The 19,796-nt window shown below is 64.1% G+C and carries 19 protein-coding genes, 1 tRNA gene and 1 pseudogene; 7 read left to right on the plus strand and 14 right to left on the minus strand.

Annotated elements, in window-relative coordinates:
• Positions 1–128 precede the first annotated feature (128 nt).
• Positions 129–205, plus strand: a tRNA-Met gene (locus tag QO011_RS25225).
• A gap of 129 nt (positions 206–334) precedes the next feature.
• Here QO011_RS25225 and QO011_RS25230 read toward each other — a convergent pair.
• Complete coding sequence (locus tag QO011_RS25230; protein WP_307278209.1) at positions 335–1,132, minus strand: bestrophin-like domain; 798 nt, start codon at positions 1,130–1,132, stop codon at positions 335–337.
• 168 nt (positions 1,133–1,300) lie between these two features.
• Here QO011_RS25230 and bufA1 point away from each other — a divergent pair.
• Positions 1,301–1,592: pseudogene (bufA1, locus tag QO011_RS42560) on the plus strand (BufA1 family periplasmic bufferin-type metallophore); the annotation flags it as partial.
• Between the two features lie 335 nt (positions 1,593–1,927).
• Here the strand turns inward: bufA1 and QO011_RS25240 are convergent.
• Complete coding sequence (locus QO011_RS25240) at positions 1,928–2,494, minus strand: class I SAM-dependent methyltransferase (RefSeq protein WP_307278213.1); 567 nt, start codon at positions 2,492–2,494, stop codon at positions 1,928–1,930.
• A gap of 142 nt (positions 2,495–2,636) precedes the next feature.
• Here QO011_RS25240 and QO011_RS25245 point away from each other — a divergent pair, with 142 nt between their 5' ends.
• The 4 genes from QO011_RS25245 (at position 2,637) to QO011_RS25260 (ending at position 5,724) form a co-directional block, all read left to right on the plus strand.
• Positions 2,637–3,311, plus strand: a complete 675-nt coding sequence (locus QO011_RS25245) for a response regulator transcription factor (protein ID WP_307278216.1) — start codon at positions 2,637–2,639, stop codon at positions 3,309–3,311.
• A complete protein-coding gene (locus tag QO011_RS25250) occupies positions 3,308–4,678 on the plus strand; it encodes a sensor histidine kinase (protein ID WP_307278219.1) in 1,371 nt (456 codons plus the stop codon). Before QO011_RS25245 ends, QO011_RS25250 begins: the two co-directional genes overlap by 4 nt.
• A 363-nt stretch (positions 4,679–5,041) precedes the next feature.
• Positions 5,042–5,314, plus strand: coding sequence for a type II toxin-antitoxin system VapB family antitoxin (locus QO011_RS25255; protein ID WP_307278221.1), 273 nt, complete (start codon positions 5,042–5,044; stop codon positions 5,312–5,314).
• A complete protein-coding gene (locus QO011_RS25260) occupies positions 5,311–5,724 on the plus strand; it encodes a type II toxin-antitoxin system VapC family toxin (RefSeq protein ID WP_307278224.1) in 414 nt (137 codons plus the stop codon). The genes QO011_RS25255 and QO011_RS25260 overlap by 4 nt, the downstream gene beginning before the upstream one ends.
• A 123-nt stretch (positions 5,725–5,847) precedes the next feature.
• Here QO011_RS25260 and QO011_RS25265 read toward each other — a convergent pair whose 3' ends face one another.
• The 7 genes from QO011_RS25265 to QO011_RS25295 form a co-directional block, all read right to left on the minus strand.
• Entirely contained in the window at positions 5,848–6,624 is a 777-nt protein-coding gene (locus QO011_RS25265; protein ID WP_307278229.1) for a TIM barrel protein, read from the minus strand.
• Positions 6,625–6,638: 14 nt separating this feature from the next.
• Positions 6,639–7,682 (minus strand): zinc-dependent alcohol dehydrogenase, encoded by a 1,044-nt coding sequence (locus tag QO011_RS25270; RefSeq protein ID WP_307278232.1) that lies wholly within the window; start codon positions 7,680–7,682, stop codon positions 6,639–6,641.
• Between the two features lie 4 nt (positions 7,683–7,686).
• On the minus strand, positions 7,687–8,514 hold the full coding sequence (locus QO011_RS25275) for a carbohydrate ABC transporter permease (RefSeq protein ID WP_307278235.1): 828 nt from the start codon (positions 8,512–8,514) through the stop codon (positions 7,687–7,689).
• Positions 8,514–9,437 carry a carbohydrate ABC transporter permease gene (locus QO011_RS25280; protein ID WP_307278238.1) on the minus strand — a complete coding sequence of 308 codons (924 nt, stop codon included), beginning with the start codon at positions 9,435–9,437 and terminating at the stop codon, positions 8,514–8,516. The genes QO011_RS25275 and QO011_RS25280 overlap by 1 nt, the downstream gene beginning before the upstream one ends.
• A gap of 18 nt (positions 9,438–9,455) precedes the next feature.
• Positions 9,456–10,736 (minus strand): ABC transporter substrate-binding protein, encoded by a 1,281-nt coding sequence (locus tag QO011_RS25285; protein WP_307278239.1) that lies wholly within the window; start codon positions 10,734–10,736, stop codon positions 9,456–9,458.
• Positions 10,737–10,926: 190 nt separating this feature from the next.
• Positions 10,927–11,973 (minus strand): LacI family DNA-binding transcriptional regulator, encoded by a 1,047-nt coding sequence (locus QO011_RS25290; protein ID WP_307278242.1) that lies wholly within the window; start codon positions 11,971–11,973, stop codon positions 10,927–10,929.
• Between the two features lie 184 nt (positions 11,974–12,157).
• Complete coding sequence (locus tag QO011_RS25295; protein ID WP_307278247.1) at positions 12,158–12,823, minus strand: LbetaH domain-containing protein; 666 nt, start codon at positions 12,821–12,823, stop codon at positions 12,158–12,160.
• Between the two features lie 465 nt (positions 12,824–13,288).
• Here QO011_RS25295 and phnF point away from each other — a divergent pair, with 465 nt between their 5' ends.
• Positions 13,289–14,002: a phosphonate metabolism transcriptional regulator PhnF gene (gene phnF, locus QO011_RS25300; RefSeq protein ID WP_307278249.1), complete on the plus strand. Its 714-nt coding sequence runs from the start codon at positions 13,289–13,291 to the stop codon at positions 14,000–14,002.
• 5 nt (positions 14,003–14,007) lie between these two features.
• Here the strand turns inward: phnF and QO011_RS25305 are convergent, their stop codons facing one another.
• The 5 genes from QO011_RS25305 to QO011_RS25325 all read right to left on the minus strand — a co-directional run bounded on the left by QO011_RS25305 (position 14,008) and on the right by QO011_RS25325 (position 19,459).
• Complete coding sequence (locus tag QO011_RS25305; RefSeq protein WP_307278250.1) at positions 14,008–14,841, minus strand: carbohydrate ABC transporter permease; 834 nt, start codon at positions 14,839–14,841, stop codon at positions 14,008–14,010.
• Positions 14,838–15,773, minus strand: a complete 936-nt coding sequence (locus QO011_RS25310; protein WP_307278252.1) for a carbohydrate ABC transporter permease — start codon at positions 15,771–15,773, stop codon at positions 14,838–14,840. The genes QO011_RS25305 and QO011_RS25310 overlap by 4 nt, the downstream gene beginning before the upstream one ends.
• Position 15,774: 1 nt before the next feature.
• Complete coding sequence (locus QO011_RS25315) at positions 15,775–17,058, minus strand: ABC transporter substrate-binding protein (RefSeq protein ID WP_307278255.1); 1,284 nt, start codon at positions 17,056–17,058, stop codon at positions 15,775–15,777.
• A gap of 54 nt (positions 17,059–17,112) precedes the next feature.
• Complete coding sequence (locus tag QO011_RS25320) at positions 17,113–18,288, minus strand: ABC transporter ATP-binding protein (RefSeq protein ID WP_307278258.1); 1,176 nt, start codon at positions 18,286–18,288, stop codon at positions 17,113–17,115.
• A gap of 205 nt (positions 18,289–18,493) precedes the next feature.
• A complete protein-coding gene (locus tag QO011_RS25325) occupies positions 18,494–19,459 on the minus strand; it encodes a CehA/McbA family metallohydrolase (protein ID WP_307278261.1) in 966 nt (321 codons plus the stop codon).
• Positions 19,460–19,796 lie beyond the last annotated feature (337 nt).

Below are 19,796 nucleotides of genomic sequence, written 5' to 3' on the forward strand. Positions count from 1 at the left end.
CCGTTAAACTCCTCCGCGCCGATGGTACTATGTCTCAAGACCTGGGAGAGTAGGTCGTCGCCAGGCCTGCCAAGAACACGTCCTCCTCACAATGCACCGCATAGCGCCCAACACGCGCAAGCCACTTCCGCGGGGTGGAGCAGCCCGGTAGCTCGTCAGGCTCATAACCTGAAGGCCGCAGGTTCAAATCCTGCCCCCGCAACCATCTCAACCAAAAGCCCCGGTCCGCTCAACGCGGCCGGGGCTTTCCGGCGTCTGACACCCCCCGCCCCACCGCGCCGCCAAGTCTATCTTACGCTTCTCGAACGCGACCATCTTGTGACGCCCTCCGGGCCTATTGCCGTGCTGCGTCTGTCTCCATGCGCGACAGCGCGGCCTCGAAGGGGGCCGTCGAGACTCGGAAGTCGCCGCGAAACGGGTTGCTGAGGGCGACGATCAGGATCAACACCAGCGCCCCGGAGGCAGCCAGCACGGCGGACATCGCAATTTGCATCCGTACACTGGGAGCGCCGAGGAAAGAGCCGAACGACACCGTCAAAGTACCGCCGGCGATCAGCACGAACCAGACAATATCGGGAATTGTGGATTGCGCGGCGAGCAGTCTTTCGTGCCTGGCATTCCACAGGCGCTCGAGCGCCTGCAACACAAGGAGGCGCACATCGCGATCAGCCTGGTTGGGAAGGGGAGGGTTCAGAGCCATCCTGTTCAGGTCGTCGAGATGAGCCGAATCCAGATCGGGCGGGCGTCCTTCCGCCTGCTGCGGCCATTCGACTGCCACGACATGGCGTGCATAGGCCACGACCTCCTTTCGAACCGACATCTTTTCCGGATCGGTCAATCCCGCGGTCAGATTGTAGAGGTCCCCGACAATGGAAGCCTCCGCGTAACTGGCTGCCTTGGCCCTGTTGAACCCTTCCCAGGCGAGCATGGCGACGAACGCCAACAGGACGGCATAGGTCACGCCGATTATTGAAAAGATCGCCGCTGCAACATCGTTGTGCCCCCGGCGCAATTCGAGCGGCAGCAGGCGGCGGGCACATAGCTCGATCAGGACCGAGCCGACAACGGCCACACCGATGACGAGCAGGCCAATGGCCCATGTCGGGTATTGGTAGATCATGTCCGGGGTCATGACGGAACCCATGAATTGGCCTGGCTACGGGACGGACGTCGTTGTGGAACGCCGCCCAACGCAGAGCGCCCATGCGCTCCAGAGCGGAAACACGACGGAAAATCACCTCGAAAGACCAGCCGGGAGAACATGCATCGAGACGGGGAGCGAGACGGCCGATGTTCGGAAGTGGCGCACAGCGCTTACGGGTCTTGCCTTCGGGTGAAATTTCGGAGAGCGCACCGATTACTTCGTCGAACGGGGGCGCAACGTTACAAGCCGACAGAAGCCGGCGCTGCGACCGTCGCTCACGAGGAGAAGTGCTTCGGTGTTGCGCTGAAGGGCTGGAATGATTGCGCGGCCGGACCGGGTGCCACCTGCCGCGGGGGCTTCCACCGTCGATTTCCGCGGCAACTCCTGGAAGTTCGTCCAGGGCAGGAGCCTTGCGTCGATCGTCCTACCCAACGGCGGGCATGGTTCGCCGACGCGGTCCCGGGCGCTGTCGACACCGACGTTCGCGGCACAGGCCCGTTCAATCGCGGCCCTGCTTCAGAGCGGGCGACAACGCGTGGCTATTTGCCTAAAACGTCGTCCAGCGAACCGGTTATCGGTTCGCGTGAAGACAATGCGTCGAAACAAGGAGATGGAGAGCGTGACCGATTCAACTTGAAGCGATCACGCTCTAGTGTTCCGACTCTAACGGTTCGTTCCGAACCGTCAGCCCGGAACCCTAGTTGGTTCAATGCATTGTGTTGTGCTTCCAACACAATGGTCGTACTCCATCGGGAAGGAGCTTCCTGACTTGAGGAGAGTTGGTCAAGCTGCCTGGCGCGTGATCCTGTAGACGGAAGCCGGTGGCAGGTTGAACAGGGTTCCGCCCACTCTCTCAGCCTCAAGACCCAAGCGACCCAGAATATTGGACGCGATCGGGCAGCGTGGCCCGTAGGTAAACTGATAGAATGCGCCGCCTGGCCTCAGACATTGAAACGAGCCGCGAAGGATATCGACCACCTGTCGGGTCGGCAGCGATGGAAGTCCCAGGCCGCTCAGGACGGCACCGGCGCAGTTGCCGGACAGGACCGGTATCGTACGCAGATCGGCAGCGTTCATCTGCAGCACCCGCGCTGCCGGAAAACGGCGCCGAAGCAGTTCGGCGAATTTCGGGTTCAACTCCACCAGGGTAAGGCTGCCTTCCCTTATGCCGCGTTCACAAAGCGCGGCCGTGAACACGCCGGTTCCCGGGCCAAGCTCGATGACCGGTCCGGTCTGCGGCGTGATGTCTTGGGTCATGAGCCTCGCCAGCGTGCGGCTCGAAGGCGCGACGGCCGCTGTGCGCAGGGGAGCCGCCATCCATTGGCTCAAGAAAAACATGGCATTCTTCATGCGGTGCCGCCATCGGTCGGTCTCTGGTCTCCGACGGTCTGGCGGAAACGGCTGATGTCAGCATTGCGGAAAAACGTCATGTTGCCGCAAGGCGGCTGATGCAGGAGACGGTGGGGAAGACCGAGAAGCGAGGAAACAGCCGGTGCGGCTCTTGTTGGTGGAGGACGAGCCCGAAATGGCGATGGCCTTGCAATCGGCGTTGCGGCGGCACGATATTGTTGCCGATCACGCCGAAGGGCTGGCAACCGCATCCGAGATGATCGAGGCCGGCACCTATGATGTCATTGTTCTCGATCGCGGGCTTCCGGATGGCGACGGCCTATCGTTCATTCCGACTCTGAGGCGTCGCGACATCAAGATCCCCGTTCTTGTGCTGACTGCGCGCGGGCGCCTCGCCGAGCGGGTGGCGGGGCTGGATGGCGGGGCGGACGACTATCTGGCCAAGCCGTTCGCGTTCGCGGAGCTGCTGGCTCGACTGCGGGCGGTCATGCGGCGCCCGGAACAGCTGCGGCCCGTGGTGGTCCGGCTGGGGCGCCTTACGCTGGATCTCGACCATCGCGAGGCGCAGGTGGAGGGAATGCGCTTCGATTTGCCGAGGCGCGAGCTGCTTGTGCTGGAGGCGTTGATGCGGCGCGTGGGCCGCATGGTGACGCGCGAGGTCCTGATGGAGGCGGTCTTCGGGCTCGCGGACGAGGTTCAGTCGAACACGCTGGATTCTCACGTTTCCCGATTGCGCCGCAAGCTGGCCGACGCCGATGCCGATGTCGTCATCAACGGCATCCGCGGCGTCGGTTATGTGTTGATGGAGCGTCCATGAAGGGAGATGAGGGCCGCTCCCTGAAATGGCAGCTGGTTCGGCATCTGGTCATCCTGCAGAGTCTCATCCTGCTTGCCGTGCTGGGCGGCCTGTTCCTCAAGGGTGACCTGTTCTCCTTCCGCTCCTCCGACCGGACCATCGAAGCCCTTCGGGGAGCGGTGGAGCGCGACCTGTCGGGCGCGCTGCGCCTGCGAGAGACGTCCGAGCTGAGAGCCTTGCGCGCGGCCGAGGCCGGCCTATGGTTTGTCATCCGCGACGAGAGGGGTAGCCGGATCGCCGAAGGGCCGGTTCCGCCGCCCTTCGCCCGCATCGCCGACATGCTGTCGGGGATCGGTCAAGCGCGTTTCGGCTCGACGGTCGACAGCGCGGCCATGGACAATCCGGAAGCGCGCATGCGTCAGGTGACGACGCCGGTCGGCGAGCTTCAGATCCTGACGGGAACCGAAAGCCGGGCTCCGTTCGGCATGGTGGCTCTGGGAGCCGTCCTCGTCTTCGTCAAGATCGGGATGCCGATCCTGCTGGTCATCGTCATCGGCATCGTCATCGCGACACCGCTCGTCGTCCGCGCAGCGGTCGCCGGGATCGCGAAAGCCGAGGAGCAGGCGGCCCTGATCGACATCGGCCAACGCGGCGTCAGGCTGGAAACCACCGGTACGCCTCCCGAAATCGCCGCGCTCATCAGGGCGGTCAATGAGGCGCTCCGCCGGCTGGACGAGGGATATGAGCGGCAGCAGCGCTTCCTGGCCGATGCCGCGCATGAGCTCAGAACGCCGATCGCGATCCTCGACACCCGCATCGCTTCGCTGCCGCCCATGCCGGAGCGGACGCGCCTCGTCGCCGATGTTGCCCGATTGATCGTGCTGACGGAGCAATTGCTCGATCTCGAACGCCTGCGACGCGAGGTGAGGGCCTCGGAGCCGGTGCCGATCCAACATATGGCCAAGCGTGTCGTCTGCGACATGGCGCCGCTCGCTTTCGCCTCCGGCTACGAGCTGGACCTCGCATCGGAGGGGGCCGATCCAATCGTCCGGGGCGATGAGGGAGCCTTGGAGCGGGCTCTGGCGAGCTTGATCCAGAACGCCATCGATCACGGTGGGGGGCGGGGCACAATCAGGGTCCGCGTCGCCGCTCCCGGCATGATGGAAGTCAGCGATGACGGCCCCGGTATTCCCCCCGCGGAGCGCGAGCGCATCTTCGAGCCGTTCCACCGGCTCCACTCGCGCTCGCGCGGCACCGGCTTGGGCCTGCATCTGGTCAAGCAGATTGTGGACCTGCACGGTGGTCGAGTTGTAGCGGGCAACAGCCCGGCGGGCGGTGCGCGCGTCACCATCTGGATCCCAGCCGCTGCCACTGGAGCCGGGAGTTAGCGCGCTCTCCCTTCAAGCAGCGCAACGCCAGGCGGACGAGCGCTCGGTTTCCCCTTCGTGTCGCGTCGCAGTGATCACGACTCGTTGGGAGAGGGGGCGGGATAGGCGAGGCTGATGCGTCCGAGCGACCGGAGGCGGTTGTGCTGACCATCGTCTGCGCCTGATCGGCAGGCAGATGGTGCGCGAGGACTTCGAAAAGACCTTGCACGCTGCCAGCGACAACAAACAGCACCCTGATTGCCACGGTCCGAAGGAAGATCGTCGCAGCATTGATGACGAAGCTGGCACCTGGACTTGTGCCCTTCCGTTGAAAGGGTCGTATAGAAATGCTATCTAGAAAGCCAATCTGCGAAGGAGGCGACGATGGCTTTGAGCATCAAAACGGAGGAGGCGGACCGGCTGGCACGAGAGCTCTCCCGCCTTACCGGCGAAACCATGACGGACGCCATCACCCGAGCTATGCGCGAGCGACTGGAACGCCTCCGTGTCGAGCAGGCGGCGCAGGGCGATTATGTCACGCGCGCTCAGGCTTTCGTGCGCGAACATGCCCATTTGTTCGACCGCCGTCCGGTCACGAAGCAGGAGTGGGATGAAGCCGTGGGCGACACGCCCGAAGACCTGGGATTGTCGAAATGATGGTCGTCCACAGCTCGGCTCTGATCGCCATTCTGTTCGATGAGCTGGAAGGACCGGATTGCACCAAGGCGCTTGAGGCAGCATCGTCCCGGTCGATTTCGGCCGTCAACTATGTGGAAACCGGAACTGTTCTTGCTGGCAGGCTCAGCAACGAACATCGGCCCGAGGCGATCCACATCCTTGACGATTTTCTAGCTACTCTGCGTATCGACATCGCGCCACTTGACGAAAGTCTCGCCCGCTCGGCGATGAAGGCCCGTCTCACCTTTGGCAAAGGCTTTGGTACTCGGGGAGGGCTGAATTTCGGCGGCTGCTTTGCCTATGCACTGGCGAAGAGCCATTCAGCCCCGCTCCTCTATGTTGGCGACGACTTCGCTCTGACTGACATCGAATCCGCTCTCGCGACTTGATTGCCGTGGAGACCGAAGCTCGCCGGCGGGGCAGGAGCATCCGACAGACGAAAAGAAGGATCGGATGACCCGCGCAGCGCTCCATGCCCGTTATTCCTCCGACAACCAGAGCGAGGCGTCTTCTCAGGCGATGGTCGTTGCGTGCCGGATCGCGGCGAGGCTGTCGAGCGTCGAGCCCGTGGGCTTGTACTCGAGCCCGACCAGGCCTCGATAGCCGTTCTCGCGCAGCCAGCGGATGCGTGTCGGCCAGTCGAGCTTGCCGCTGCCCGGCTGGTGACGGCCGGGCGCGTCGGCGAGATGCGCATGGGCGAGGCGGTCGACGCGTCCGGCCAGGACCTCGGCGATGTCTTCCGACATCACGGCCGAATGGTAGATGTCGTAGAGGATACGAATTTCGGGCCGCCCCACCTCGTCGACGATATCGAGTCCCTCCAAGGTCGAGGGCAGGAAATAGCCGACATGATCGACCAGCGTGTTGAGCGGCTCGACGGCGAGCCGCACGCCCGAGCCCGCCAGCACCTCCGCCGCGCGGCCGAGGCAATCGACGAGAGCCTGGCGTTGCTCCGGCCGGCTCCGGCCCGGCAGGTCGGCGCCGGCCTGGGCGATGAGGGTGGGGGCCTTCAGCCGGCGCGCGACGTCGATGCTGGCCTTCAGCCCTTCGAGGAAGTCTGCGTGGCAGGCCGGGTCGGTCAGCGGCACCATCGGTTCCGCGACGAAGCCGGTCAGCCGGAGCCCGGTCTCGCCAAGGGCGGCCTCGATGGATGGAATGTCCTTGTTGCGCCAGAGCCAGAACTCGACGCCGGCAAGGTCGGCACGCGCGGCGGCCCTGATGCGGTCGGCGAAGTCGGGGGCCTCGGCTGCGAACAGCCATTCGATGCAGGCGGAATAGGGGAGGGGCATGGCGTCCTGTCGCTTCAAGCGCTGTAGTCGATGAGAACCTGCATCACGTCGGGCGAACCCTGGTCGAGCAGGGCATAGCCGCGATCCGCCTCGGCGAGGGGGACGCGATGGGAGATGAAGCCCTTGAGATCCGGCGACAGGGCGGCAAGGAACTCACGCGCGATGCTGCCGCGCCGCTGGGTGGACCAGAGAGGGCCGAGGAAGGGGTTCACCTGGCCGACCTGCGAGGAGACGATGCGCGGCCGGTTGTGGTGGAACTCGCCCGACAGGCTGAGGGTCTCGAAGCTGCCGCCATACCAGGACATGACGACCACCAGCCCGTTGTAGCCGGTGGTGCGGATCGCCTCGTTGAGGGCCGGCGCGGCGCCGGAGACCTCGATCACGGCATCGGCGCCCCGGCCGCCCGTCAGGCCGCGCACCGTCTCGGCCACCTTGTCCCTGCCGGGGTGCAGCACGTGGTCGGCGCCCCCCTCTCGAGCCCGGGCGCGGCGCGGCTCGATCGCATCGACGCCGATGATGGTGCGTGCCCCGCCGCGCTTGAGCAGGCGCACCACGATCTGGCCGATGACGCCGAGGCCCATGACCACGACATCCGAGCCGAGCGGCAGGTTGGCGTCGAGCACGCCGTTATAGGCGGTGTTGAGATTGGCGTAGAAGATGCCGATCTCGGCGTCGTCGAGGCCGGGCAGCGGCACGAGGGTACGCTCGGCCACCACGGCATGGTCCCCGTGCGGCGCATAGGCGAAGGCGAGATCTCCCGGCTTCAGCGTGGTGACGTCGCTGCCGACGGCGGACGCCCGCCCTACCATGGCGTAGCCGTAGCGCTGCGGCCAGCTCCAGTCCGACGGGCCGTCGGGGAGGAAGAGGCGCGTGGCGGGATCCATGTGCTGGCGCCACTGCGGGGCGAGGCCGCGGAAGACATTGAGCTCCGTTCCGGCCGAGATGCCCGAGGTGACGGCCTCCAGCAGCACCTCGCCGGGGCCGGGATCGCGCAATGGCTCCTCGTGGACCGCCACCTGGCGGGGGCCGGTGAAGTAGAGAGAGCGTGTGGACGCCATGACATCAGCCTTTCACGCCGCCGGCCAGGAGGCCGCCGACCAATTGCTTGCGGAACAGGAGGAAGAGCAGGATCGCCGGCATGGCGATGACGCTGCCGCCGGCCATGATCTGGCCCCAGGAGAAGGAATAGGGATCGAACAGCGCCTGCAGCGCCAGAGGCAGTGTCTTGACCTCGGATTTGGTGATCAGGGCCAGCGCCATGATGTATTCGCCCCAGGACAGCACGAAGGCGAAGGTGCCGACCGCGACGATGGCCGGGCGGATCAGCGGGATGACGATGCGCAGCGCGGCGCCGACATGGCTGCAGCCATCGATCATCGCCGCCTCTTCGAGCTCGCGGGGGATGGCGTCGACATAGCCTTTCAGCATCCAGACGGCGATCGGCATGCCCAGGGCGAGATGGGTGATGGTCAGGCCCGTCAGGGTGTTGTTGAGGCCGAGATTGCGGAAGATGACGACGAGCGGCACCATGACCACGAGGCTCGGCAGCATCTGCGTGCCCAGGATCAGGAAGCCGAACAACCCCTTGCCGCCGAAGCGCAGTCGGCTCAGCGCGAAGGCGGCGGGCACGGCCAGCGCCGTGGTGACGAGCGTGACGGCTATGCCGACGATCAGGCTGTTGCCGAGCGCGATCATGAAATCGCGCCGGCCTATGATGGCGGCGTAGTGCTCCAGCGTCAGGCGCGTCGGCATGAGGCCGCCGCCGGTAATGTCGGTCTCGGGCCTCAGCGAGGCGGCGAAGACCCAGAGGATCGGCAGCAGCAGCAGGCCGACGCAGATCAGCGTGATGAGGTCGAGGGCGGCGCTGCGGCAGGCGGAGGTCCGTCGCATCACGCCTCCTTCCGGGCGCCGAGCGCGATCAGGGAGGCGATGGCGAGCAGGACCAGCATCACCACGCTGATCGCCGCGCCATAGGCCGGCCTGAGGTCGAGGAAGATCGCCTTGTACATCGCGATGCCGATGACGGTGGTGGCATCCTGCGGGCCGCCCTTGGTCATGATCCAGGGCAGGTCGAAGGAGTAGAAGGCGAGGATGCCGAGCACCAGGGCCATGGTGACGGTGGTGTTGCGCACCGCCGGGACCGTGATGTGCCAGAAACGCGCCGGCCAGCCGGCGCCGTCGACCTCGGCCGCTTCGTAGAGCTCGTCCGGTATGGCTTTCAGCGCCGCCAGCAGCGCAATGGCGAGGAAGGGGGTGCCCTTCCAGCCCGAGATGAAGATGATGGTTGCAAAAGCCAGGACTGGATCGTTCAGCACGGAGCTGGAGCCGGCGATGCCGACGGCGTGAAGCGCGGCATGGATCGGGCCGACATTGCTGTCGAGCAGGAAGCGCCAACCGAAGCCCAGCACCACGAAAGGCGTCACCCAGGGCAGCAGGATCAGCGCCGAGGCCCCGCGCGCAATGGGCGTATCGCGATTGAGCAGCAGCGCGAGCGGCACCGCCAGCACCACTTCGACGAAGACGGTGCCGAGCGTCCAGACCCAGGTGCGGCCGAAGGCGGACCATAGCGTGCCGTCCTGGAGCAATTGACGGTAGTTGATCAGCCCGCCCCATCGGGGAACCGGGCTGCGCAGCAGATACCAGTCCTGAAGCGAGAGCCAGACCGCGTAGCAGAGCGGTATGACGGCAACGAGGAGGGCGACCAGAACGGCCGGGCCGATCAGTCCATAGGCAAGCAAGGCTTCCCGCGCCCTTGGCCGGCGCAGGGAACCCGGCCGCGGCTGGGTCGACGACAAGGCCAGGCTACCGCCCATGATCGTCTCCCGCCGGGATCAGCGGGATAGAACGTCGTTGATGGTCGTGCAGAGCTGTTTTGTCGCCTCGTCCGCCGACTGACGGCCGAGCGCGACGGCCTGAACCGCCTTCTGGATGGTGTCGACCTCCAGCTGGCCCATCTGCGGGATGGCGTCGCTGGGATATTGGTAGGGCCGGGCGTCGCTGAGCTGTTGCACGAAGAGCGGATAGGGATAGTCCGTCCAGGGCGCCGTCCTGGCCAGGGCCGTGCTGCCTGGAATGGCGCCGGCGACCTGGGCAAGGTGGCGCAAGGGCTCGCCGTGGGTGGCGAACATGATCCACTTGGCTGCCGCATCCTTGTTCTCGGAGGCGTTCCACAGGACCAGCGGCCAGCCGCCGAGAAAGCCGCTGCGGTTCTTCGGTCCGGCAGGCACCATGGCGATGCCGATATCCCCAAGGAATGGTTGATTATCCGTCTTGAGGTCGGTGTAGAACCCCGGATCCGAGAGGATCATCGCGAACTTGCCGTCCCGGAAGCCCTTGCGGAAGACGTCGCCGTTCATCGTCGGCGCATCCGGATGGGTCGCCTTGTCCTTGTAGACGCTGGTGTAGACATCGAGCGCCGCGGTGAACTCCGGCGTGTCGAAACCGCATTTGTGGTCATCGCCCAGCATGCGCGCGCCATAGCCGAGATAGGCGGCCATGAAGTTCTGCACGGTGGCATAGTCGAGGCTCATCGGCAGGGCGGCGCCATAGATGCCGTCCTTGTTGGCCTTGGTCAGCTTGTCGGCATCGGCGGCGAAATCAGCCCAGGTCTGCGGCGGCTTGTCGGGATCGAGGCCGGCAGCCTTGAACAGATCCTTGCGGTAATAGAGGGCGCGCGTTTCAACGGCGATCGGTGAAGCCCACCAGTGGCCGGCGATATTGTAGTATCCCTTGTCGCCCGGCCAGATCTCGGAGGCGACATTGGTTCCGTGCTCCTTGTCATAAGCCGCAAAATAGTCGTCCAGCGGGGCGAGAGCCCCGGCAGCCTGGAATTGTGCCACGACGTTGTTGCCGAGCATCGATACGTCCGGCAGACCGCCGGTCGACAGGGCGCTGACCAGGCGCTGCTGCTGCTCGGACCAGGGCACCAGCTCCATCTCCACGGTGATGTCAGGATTGGCCTTCTCGAACTCGGCGATGGCGGCCTTCCAGGAGGCAATATCCGCCTCGCGGGTCGAAAACTGCCAAAAGGTCACCTTTGTCGCGGCCAATGCCGGACCGACCAGCGTCGCTGCGGCAATCGCGGTTGCCGCCATGAGCTTGGCTATGCGCAAGTCTACCCTCCCCAATCTGAAGCTCTGCAGGGCGCCATGCCGGCGCAGGACCGTTTCCTCGGCCTGTGAACCAGGCTCGTTTTGGCGCGTTTTCCGCCAAATTTGCTTTATTCTCTATATGTCATCGATAACACAGTGAGTTTTATCCGTCAATTCTGAACCTCTCCAGGGCGACACGGCGTGGCGGGCGTCAGCGCGCGGGAGCGGTGGAACGGCGCAGGACGAGGCGGCTCGCAAGAGGGGGCGCGGCGTCGAGTGTCCGCTCTTCGATGGCGGCGAGCGCCGCCCTGAAGCCGGCCCGGCCGAGCTCCTGCATCGGCTGCGCCACGGTGGTGAGCGCCGGCGTGAGGTTCATGCCGATGGTGTCGTCGAAGCCGATGAGGGAAATGTCGTCGGGAACCCTGAGACCCGCCTCATAGATCGCCTGCAGCGCGCCGGCCGCCAGGATATCGCAGGTGGCGAAGATGGCTGTGGGGCGGGAGGCCAGCGCCAGAAGATCCTTCATATGGCGATAGCCTTCGATGCCGGAGCCGCCGTCCTCGATATTGTAGTAGCGCCCAAGCCTCACCGCGCCCTCCGGCTGTTCGAGCCCGGCTGCTGCGAGTGCGTCGCGATAGGCGCCGAGGCGTTCCTGCTCCACGGAGGGGACGTGCTTGCCATAGGGCGCGATCAGGCTGGGATCGCCGCCCATGAAGGCTATGCGGTGATGCCCGAGCTCGATGAGATGCCGCATCGCCTGGAGGGCGCCCACCCTGTTGTCCACCACGATGGCGGGCGCCTCTGCAAGCGCCACGCGCTCGAGCTGGACGACCGGAATGGCGGCTGCCTGCAGCAGGCGGACATTTGCCGGATCGACGGCATTGGTGAACAGCACGGCGTCCACCCGCCTTTCGATGAAGTGCTCGACGCCGAGGCGTTCGCGCTCGGCCATGCCATTGTGGTTGAAGAGGAAGGTCTTGTAGCCATGCACCAGCGCTTCTTCCTCGGCCCAATGGGCGACGTTGACGAAGAAGGGATTGGCGGTGATCGCCGTCAGCATGTGCCCGACGGTGAAGCTCCTTTGCTGGCGCAGGCCGCGCGCCATCGCGTTGGGGCGATAGCGGGTCTCGCGCAGGGCGGTTTCGACGCGGCTGCGGGCATCCTCGGACACATAGCCCTTGCCCTTGAGGACGCGTGCGACCGTGGCCGTCGACACCCCGGCGCGCTCGGCCACCATCATCAATGTCGATGTCTTCATTGCCTTCATCCGAACGGCCGGCGAAGGCACCGACCGCACCGGCCACGATAGCCGAGAGTGGGTCCGGGGCGATATGCCGGCAAATTGGAGCGCTGGGTGCGCTGCGAACGGACCAGGCCGTCGCGCCACGCCGCGGCTTTGCGCGGGACATGCGTGCTCTTTAAAGCCGTGGATCGCTGGCCGATCAGGGCTTCTGGCCGTCGCTTGCGAAAGCGCGCCGTGCTCCTGCCGACTGTCCGCCTGCATGTTTCTCGAGAAAAGCTTCGACGGACAGGTTGCGAAAATCCTCGAGAGCCGCCCTGAGCGTGGCGTGATCCCAGTCCCACCACGCCAGGGCTCGAAGCCTTTCACCGATCTCGGGCGCAAAGCGGTTCCTGATCTTGCGGGCCGGAACGCCGCCGACGATCGTGTATGGCGCAACATCCCTGGCGACGACCGCGCCGGCCGCAACGATCGCCCCATCGCCGACCGTTACGCCCTGTATGATCGTCACACCGTGCCCGATCCAGGTGTCGTGACCGATCACGACGGCGTTTTCCCGCCGATTCGAGAAAAAATCCTCCTCGTCGGAGGCATCGGGCCAATAGTCCCCGGCGCGATAGGTGAAGTGGTGCAGGCTGGCACGCGTGATCGGATGATTGGTTGCGTTGATTCGTGTCGAAGCGGCTATGTTGGCAAATTTGCCGACGCGCGAGCACCAGATCTGGCAATGCTGCATGGCGTAGGAATAGTCGCCCAATTCGGTTTCCGCGATGCGGCACCCCTCTTCCACCTCTGTATAGCGTCCGAGCTTGCTGTCCGTGACGACGGCGGATGGATGAATGAGAGGGGCTGCGGAATATTTTACCATGCCTGAGTTCCTGCAAGACGGCCCGATGCCATCGATACCGGGATAGACAGCTCGATCGCGAACCGCCTAAGTCTGGGCGGACGGGACCGACGGCCTCTCGTTTGGGGAAAACGTCCCGCAGCGTGAGCGGACTGGAGGGGAAAACTTTAGCGCTTGGGCTTTACACAGCGCTGCCTCGCTCGCGCTCTTTCCGCGCTTGACGTCAGTCGGTTATCTAGATCTATATAAACATATAGATGTCTTTGATGGCAATCGGTGAAAGCGAAGGTTGGGCAGCGGAAACACGGTTTGGCTCGCCGTTCGGCTCCCCGCCGAAAAGCGGGCGGATTTGACCGGGCCGCCGGCAGGGATGTCGCGTCTGCGCCGCCGACCACGATGGCTGGAACGCGTGGCAAGCCTTGTGGCGAGCGGCGGAAGTCCCGAGAGGAGCGCATCCGCGTAGTGTCGAGGGGTAGGAGAAGCTTTATGCGCACCTCCGGTGTGATCATATACAAGCGCGTCGTGGACGAACTTGTGGACGACATTGCGAGCGGCAAGCTCGAGCCCGGTGCGCAATTGCCACCCGAACAGGACCTTTCGGCACGTTTCAGCGTGCATCGGCATACGCTTCGCAGGGCCATTTCAGTCCTGTCGGACATGGGACTGGTGACGGTCGAGCACGGACGCGGAACCTTCGTCACGGCGGGGGCGCTCAATTATCCCGTTGCTCGACGAACACGGTTTACCGAAGTCATCTCCAGGCAGAATCTGACTCCGTCCTCGACGGTTCTTCGCACCGCCATCGTGTCCGCGAAATCGCAGCTGGCCGCCGATCTGCAGGTCGGGGACGGCACGCCCTGCATCATGATCGACATGCTGCGCTATGCTTCCGGCCTTCCGGTGTCGCTTGCATCCCACTACTTCGTTCAGGCCAGATTTCCGACCCTCATCGACGCCATCGAAAGCAAGGGATCGCTCTCCCGCGCGTTGAAAGAGTGCGGCGTGGAGGAATATTTTCGAAAGACGACCCGCGTTTCGGCGCGAAGCGCGACCATGGAAGAGGCAAAGCTTCTCCGGCAGACCCCTTCGAAGCCCGTTCTGGTTTCTGAGACCGTCAATGTCGACAAGGACAACGGGCCGATCGAATATGGCGTGATCCGGAGCGCGTGCGAAAGGCTGCAACTGGTCTTCGAGACCTGAGAACCTCACCCTTTCACCGCCCCCGCGGTGAGCCCCGCCACAAGGAAGCGTTGGATGGCGGCGAAGAAAAGGACTGCGGGCAGAAGCGCGATCAGCCCCGCGGCGCTCACCTGCCCCCAGTCGACGCCGAGCTTCGAGACGAGGGAGAGAAGACCTGCGGGCAGTGTCTTCTCCGTTTCGGTGTTGAGCAATGTCAGGGCGAGGAACAATTCGCTCCAGGCTTCCACGAAGACAAATCCGAGGGTTGCCCCCAGGCCGGGCAAAGCGAGGGGCACCACGATCGTCGTGAAGGTTTCGAAGCGGCCATAGCCGTCGAGCCTCGCCGCTTCCTCGACCTGAACCGGCAATACGTCGAAAAAGGACTGCATCAGGAAAATCGCGAAGGGCAGATTGATGGCCGAATAGACCAGGCTCAATCCGAGGAGGGAATCCAAGAGGCCCACTGTCGCCAGCAGCTTCATCAGCGGCACGATGATCAGGATGATCGAGACCATCTGCGTGACCAGGAAGGTCACGCCAACCGTCTTCTTGCCGGCGAAGTCCCAACGCGACAGGCCATAGCCGGCGAGGGCGGCGAGGCACGTCGTGACCGCCGAGGCGGTCAGAGCCGTGACGAGGCTGTTGGCGAAATAGGATTGAAACGAGGCCCATCGCCAGATCTCGGCGAAATGATCGAAGGTGACGCGGCTCGGCCATAAGCGAACGCCCTCGGAATACAGCAATGCGGTCGGTGTTATCGACGTCTTCGCAATCCAGAAGAGCGGGAACAGAGTAAAAACAAGAAAGGACACGAGAATCAGCGACCGCAGGATGGCGAGCAAGGGAATCGGCCGGCTCATCCCAGCCTCCCGAGTTTTCGACGGAAGCGCAGGATGACGATGCTGTATGCCAGCAGGACGAAAACCTGAACGAGCGCCGCCGCCGCGGCTCCGCCCTCGTCGAGCTCCACGAACGCCTTGGTGTAGATGTAGGTCGGGACGATCTGGGTGGCACCGGCCGGCCCGCCCTGGGTCATGACCCATATCAGATCGCCGAAATTGGCGATCCAGGCGGTCCTTAAGAGGATCGCGGTCAGAAACATCGGCGCGATGAGCGGCAGCGTGATCGAGCAGAATTGCTCCCAGGCCGAAGCGCCGTCCAGTTCCTTGGCTTCGTAGAGCTCTTGCGGGATCGTCTGCAGCGCAGCAAGGCAGGTGATGGCGAAGAAGGGAACGCCGATCCAGACATAGGCGACGATGGGTCCCCAGATGGCGACGGCGGGTTCGGCCAGCATGTCGCTCGGCTGCCTGAGAAGGCCGGCGGAAACGAGCAGACCGGGCAGAACGCTGGTGCCGGGATTGAAGAGCTCTTCCCAGAACAGGCCGACCAGGATCGAAGGGATGGCCCAGGGCAGGAACAGGATCGGCTGGAGGCATTTCAGAAGGCGGCTCTTCCCGTGCAGGGCGAGAGCCAGGATCAAGCCGAGGGTGGATTGGATCAGCAGCGTCGTCAGCGTCCAGAACAGCGTGTTGCCGGCGACGCGGGCGAAGCCGCCGTCGGCGATCAGCGCTTGGAAATTGGCAAGCCCGACGAAGCCTCCCGGCGAAAAGGGATCGTCGGGCGTGGATCCGATGAAGGCCTGGAAGACCCCGAGCGCCAGCGGCGCAAAGAGGACAAGGCCGATCAGAGCGAGCGCCGGCAGAAGGCACAGCCATGGCGCGACGTTGAAATTGGACCGGCGACGACCGCCGGCCCCTTTCGTCACAGCGAAGTGCGCCGAGTCGGACGTCATGTCATCGATCGGCGAGATAGCGCTTCTGGGCGGCGGTCAGGACGGCGGCCCATTTTTCTGCCGTTTCCTTGACGTCCTTCTGGCCGAGCAGGATGGCCTGGCCGTCCTCCATCATGGTCTTGTCATAGAGCGTGCCCCATTCGGGCAGATAGGCCGGCTGCGTCCAGGTCTGATAGGTCTGGGGCTGCTGCAGCGTGGTGAGGAAAGCCTTCCACACGTCGGCCGCATAGAACGGATCCTTCTCGGCGCCGACATGGACCGGCGCCATGAACAGGTATTTGTCCAGCGCGAGGTTCTGCTTGTCCGCCATCAGGAAGGCGATCAGCTTCCAGGCTTCGTCCTTGTTCCTGGAGGCCGCCGACATCGCCCACGAGAAATAGCCCATCGAAGGAAAGGCCTTGCCCGTCGCGCCGGTCGGAATCGGCACGACACCGAACTTCGACGGGTCCATCTTCTTCAGGATGTCCGGGAGCGCATCGGGATCCTGATCGAGAAGCGCGCATTGGCCGCTGGTGAAGCCGGCGACGGAGTCGCCAAAACCCCAGGCGATGCTTTCCCTGGGCGAATAACCCTTCCTATACAGGTCGGCATATTTCTGCATGCCTTCCTGGAAGGCGGGGAAGGCATACAGGCTGTTGCCGTCGGCGTCGAAGAAGGATCCGGTCGCGCCGAACTGCATGGGGAACGATCCCCAGCCATAGCCGCCGCCCTTGCCGGCACGCATGCAGTAGCCATACTTGCCCGGCAGCTTTTCGGTCACGATGGCCGCGGCCTTGAAGAAGTCGTCCATGGTCCTCGGCGGCTCGACGCCGGCCTGCTGCAGCATATCCTTGCTGTAATAGAGAGCCCTGATGTCGAAGCCGTAGGGCAGCCGATAGACGCTCTTCGTGCCGACCTTGCCGAGCTCGATGACGCTGGGAAGGATGGAGGCGAGCTCCGGCGTCTTCGCGATGTAGCGGTCCAGCGGCTCCAGCTGGTGGCCTTTCACGTAGAGGCCGCCCCAACGGTCGGCGAGCTCCACGACGTCCGGCGCCTGGCCCGACTTGTACATCGTCAGAAGCTTTTCGAACGACGAGTCGTAGGGCAGGGAAATCAGGTTGACCTTGATATCCGGATTGGCCTTCTCGAATTCGGCGAGCTGGCTGGTGATCAGCTCCGTTCTGGCCGGGCTGGTCAACACTTCGACCATGGTCAGCTCTCCGGCCTGCGCGGCGCCGGCGAGGGCAAGACAGCATGTCGAAGCGGCGGCGGCCAGGAGGCTGGCCACCTTGCGGCGTAGGCTCATTGCGATCTCCATGAGGTCGGTTGCGATGTCGTCAAGTTCGGCCGTACGGGCCGGTCATGCCGAAGACGTCATGAGCAGACGGGCTGGTCCGGACGGCTCTTCGCGCATGTGGAGGGACAGCCGAAATCCGCTTTCGTCGAAGAAGACGGGATGGCCCGCTCGCGGATTGACCGAAACGGGAGAGCCCTCCTGCAGCTGCGCGGTATCGTGGGGATCGCGCCTTGCGAGGATCTCGTCGCCTTGCCGATCCAGGGCGATGTGAAGGATGAGCTCGCTGCCGAGATGCTCGATCCGGCGGATCGTGCCGGTCCAGCCGCGATCGCCGGAGGGACCGACGACGAGCGCCTCGGGCCTTACCGCGACGGTGACGCGCTGGGGCGGCGCATGTCCCGTCACCGGAATTCGCAGATTGCCGCTTTGAACGAAGCCTTCGGCGCGCAGATCGCCCCCGACCAGATTGATCCGCGGCGCCCCGACAAACTCGGCGACCGCGCGAGAGGCGGGATTGGCGTAAATGTCGGCCGGCGTGCCGACCTGGAGGATCTCGCCGGCGTGCATGACGGCGATCTTGTCGGCCATCGTCATGGCCTCGGCCTGATCGTGGGTGATGTAGACGATGGTTGCCGACAGGCGACGATGAAGCTCGACGAGCTCGTTTCGCATCTGCGCGCGAAGATTGTAGTCGAGATTGGACAGCGGCTCGTCCATCAGGAAGATCTGAGGGCGGCGGACGACCGCGCGGCCGATCGCCACGCGCTGGCGTTGCCCGCCCGAAAGAGTGTCCGGCCTACGGTCCAGGAGATGCCCGATCTTCAGCGAGGCCGCCACGTCCTGGACTTCGCGCCGGATCTCCCGAAGCTTGCCCTTCGTCGAAGGCAGCAAGGATCCCAGCACCGGAAGCCGCTGAAAGACATCCAGCTTTCTCACGCGCAGCGGCGATGCGATATTCTGCGCCACCGTCATGTGCGGATACAGCGCATAGGATTGGAACACCATGGCGATGTCGCGCTTGGCGGCTCTCACATCGTCGATCCGCCGTCCCGCGACATGGATTTCACCCGCGTCCTGCCTTTCAAGACCTGCGATGATGCGCAGGAGCGTCGATTTTCCGCAGCCCGATGCGCCGAGGAGGGCGACGAACTGGCCGTCTTCAATCGCAAGAGAAACGCCGCGGAGCACGGGCGTGTCGCCGAAGCTCTTTTCGATGCGCCTGAGCTCTATCGCCGCCACAATCGCCTCCGCCCACCGACTATGGACGGAACTTGGCAAAGATTTGCTACGTTCCCATGACATATAGATGTCTCGCAAATGTCCGAGGACTTCTGGCATCGTCAGGGCCGTTCAGGCGCGTATCGGCCCGGACGGCGGACGGCATGTGTCGGGTCGAAATCGATCTATCCCATTGAAGGGACTTTCATTTTTCTATGGGATGGTGTCAGTCAGGCCAGATGGGATTCGTCCAGGCCTGATGGCCGGCGTCGTCCATGACGACGATGCGGCACCAGTCGCCGGCAAAGCGCGCGAGCGACAGCACCGTTTCCGTCGAAGACCGGCCGCCATGGTCGACATTTTCCACCCGCGATCCTCGGCCGAGGATCGCCGCCCCTCGTATCGCAGAAGACGCGATACGGACGGCATCTCCGTCAATTTCGATGTGCTTGATCGTCGGGCCGCGCGAGGAATAGTAGTGGCCTCGCTTCATGGCGCTCAAAAGAGCCTGGGGCGTGTTCTCTTGCGCTTTGACCATCATCCAGCCGCCGAACCAGTCCCTCGCCTTGAAATGCGCATCGTCGGCGGCGTATGCGAGCAGGCGGTGGCCTTCGTTGAGAAGAGCGTCCAGAAACGTCGTGCCGTCTCCGCGGTCGCATTCCACGGCGCTGGTGGTATTCCAGATCTCGATCGCATGCGCGATGCCTGCCATCTGTCGCCCGTCCTCGATCGAGAGGCCGGACCATTGCGGGTGAGCAATGCCGAGAAAGGCACCTGCCGCGACGGCTCTCTTCGCCAGCGCAACGGCATTCTCATCCGCTCCGAGCGGAGGGAAGCCGGGCGGCAGACCGCAAGCGAGCAAATGCCAGATCTCGCCGTGGCTGTTGGCCGGAGCATGGATCTCGGCGCCGATGATCGTCGTGAATCGATCCGAGCGATAGGGAGCGGTGTCGACGAGAGGGAAGTCGTAGATTGCAAGGAAATGATCGGAGAGGCAGAGAAAGTCGTAGCCCGCCCTGCGATAAATTCCACATACGTCTTCGGGAGAAAGAATGCCGTCCGACCTCGTCGAGTGCGTATGGATGTTGCCACGGTAAAAGCGGCCCTGCGCGGCGAACGCTGAGACAGTCATCTGATATTTGTCCTGGTTTACGGCGGTCACGGAAATCCGGCGGCGCGAAGCGATCGCCACACGTCCATCTGCGCACCTGAGACCATCGATGATCCGGGCGAGCCGGCATTGCTCCACCCGGGAAGCTAGGCGGCAGCGATGGCATGCGTGTGACATATAGATGTCTTGCGCTTCGTGGTCCCTGACTTCGGCGGGCGTGGGCCGCGATCCCCGGTGATTTGCATTGCGATGCGAAGCGTGATTGCGTTGCCGTATCGAAGCGAGGGTGAGGCCTTCAATGCGGCCAGAAAAGCGACCGGACGGCGGGCAGGTCGACTTGTCCGACGCGGGCGGCGTCGTCCTCGCCGCCGCCGGCCCTGACCTCAGTTCGGTCCACAAATGGTCGAGGGTCCTTTGC

The sequence above is a fragment of the Labrys wisconsinensis genome (assembly GCF_030814995.1).
GTDB classification, from domain to species: domain Bacteria; phylum Pseudomonadota; class Alphaproteobacteria; order Rhizobiales; family Labraceae; genus Labrys; species Labrys wisconsinensis.

Excerpts from the sequence above, each read along its gene's own strand:
- QO011_RS25275 (WP_307278235.1), bottom strand. The coding sequence starts at position 8,514 with ATGCGACGGACCTCCGCCTGCCGCAGCGCCGCCCTCGACCTCATCACG.
- QO011_RS25280 (WP_307278238.1), bottom strand. The coding sequence starts at position 9,437 with ATGGGCGGTAGCCTGGCCTTGTCGTCGACCCAGCCGCGGCCGGGTTCC.
- QO011_RS25260 (WP_307278224.1), top strand. The coding sequence starts at position 5,311 with ATGATGGTCGTCCACAGCTCGGCTCTGATCGCCATTCTGTTCGATGAG.
- phnF (WP_307278249.1), top strand. The coding sequence starts at position 13,289 with ATGCGCACCTCCGGTGTGATCATATACAAGCGCGTCGTGGACGAACTT.
- QO011_RS25265 (WP_307278229.1), bottom strand. The coding sequence starts at position 6,624 with ATGCCCCTCCCCTATTCCGCCTGCATCGAATGGCTGTTCGCAGCCGAG.
- QO011_RS25305 (WP_307278250.1), bottom strand. The coding sequence starts at position 14,841 with ATGAGCCGGCCGATTCCCTTGCTCGCCATCCTGCGGTCGCTGATTCTC.
- QO011_RS25295 (WP_307278247.1), bottom strand. The coding sequence starts at position 12,823 with ATGGTAAAATATTCCGCAGCCCCTCTCATTCATCCATCCGCCGTCGTC.
- QO011_RS25250 (WP_307278219.1), top strand. The coding sequence starts at position 3,308 with ATGAAGGGAGATGAGGGCCGCTCCCTGAAATGGCAGCTGGTTCGGCAT.
- QO011_RS25240 (WP_307278213.1), bottom strand. The coding sequence starts at position 2,494 with ATGAAGAATGCCATGTTTTTCTTGAGCCAATGGATGGCGGCTCCCCTG.
- QO011_RS25230 (WP_307278209.1), bottom strand. The coding sequence starts at position 1,132 with ATGACCCCGGACATGATCTACCAATACCCGACATGGGCCATTGGCCTG.
- QO011_RS25315 (WP_307278255.1), bottom strand. The coding sequence starts at position 17,058 with ATGAGCCTACGCCGCAAGGTGGCCAGCCTCCTGGCCGCCGCCGCTTCG.
- QO011_RS25290 (WP_307278242.1), bottom strand. The coding sequence starts at position 11,973 with ATGAAGACATCGACATTGATGATGGTGGCCGAGCGCGCCGGGGTGTCG.
- QO011_RS25255 (WP_307278221.1), top strand. The coding sequence starts at position 5,042 with ATGGCTTTGAGCATCAAAACGGAGGAGGCGGACCGGCTGGCACGAGAG.
- QO011_RS25270 (WP_307278232.1), bottom strand. The coding sequence starts at position 7,682 with ATGGCGTCCACACGCTCTCTCTACTTCACCGGCCCCCGCCAGGTGGCG.
- QO011_RS25310 (WP_307278252.1), bottom strand. The coding sequence starts at position 15,773 with ATGACGTCCGACTCGGCGCACTTCGCTGTGACGAAAGGGGCCGGCGGT.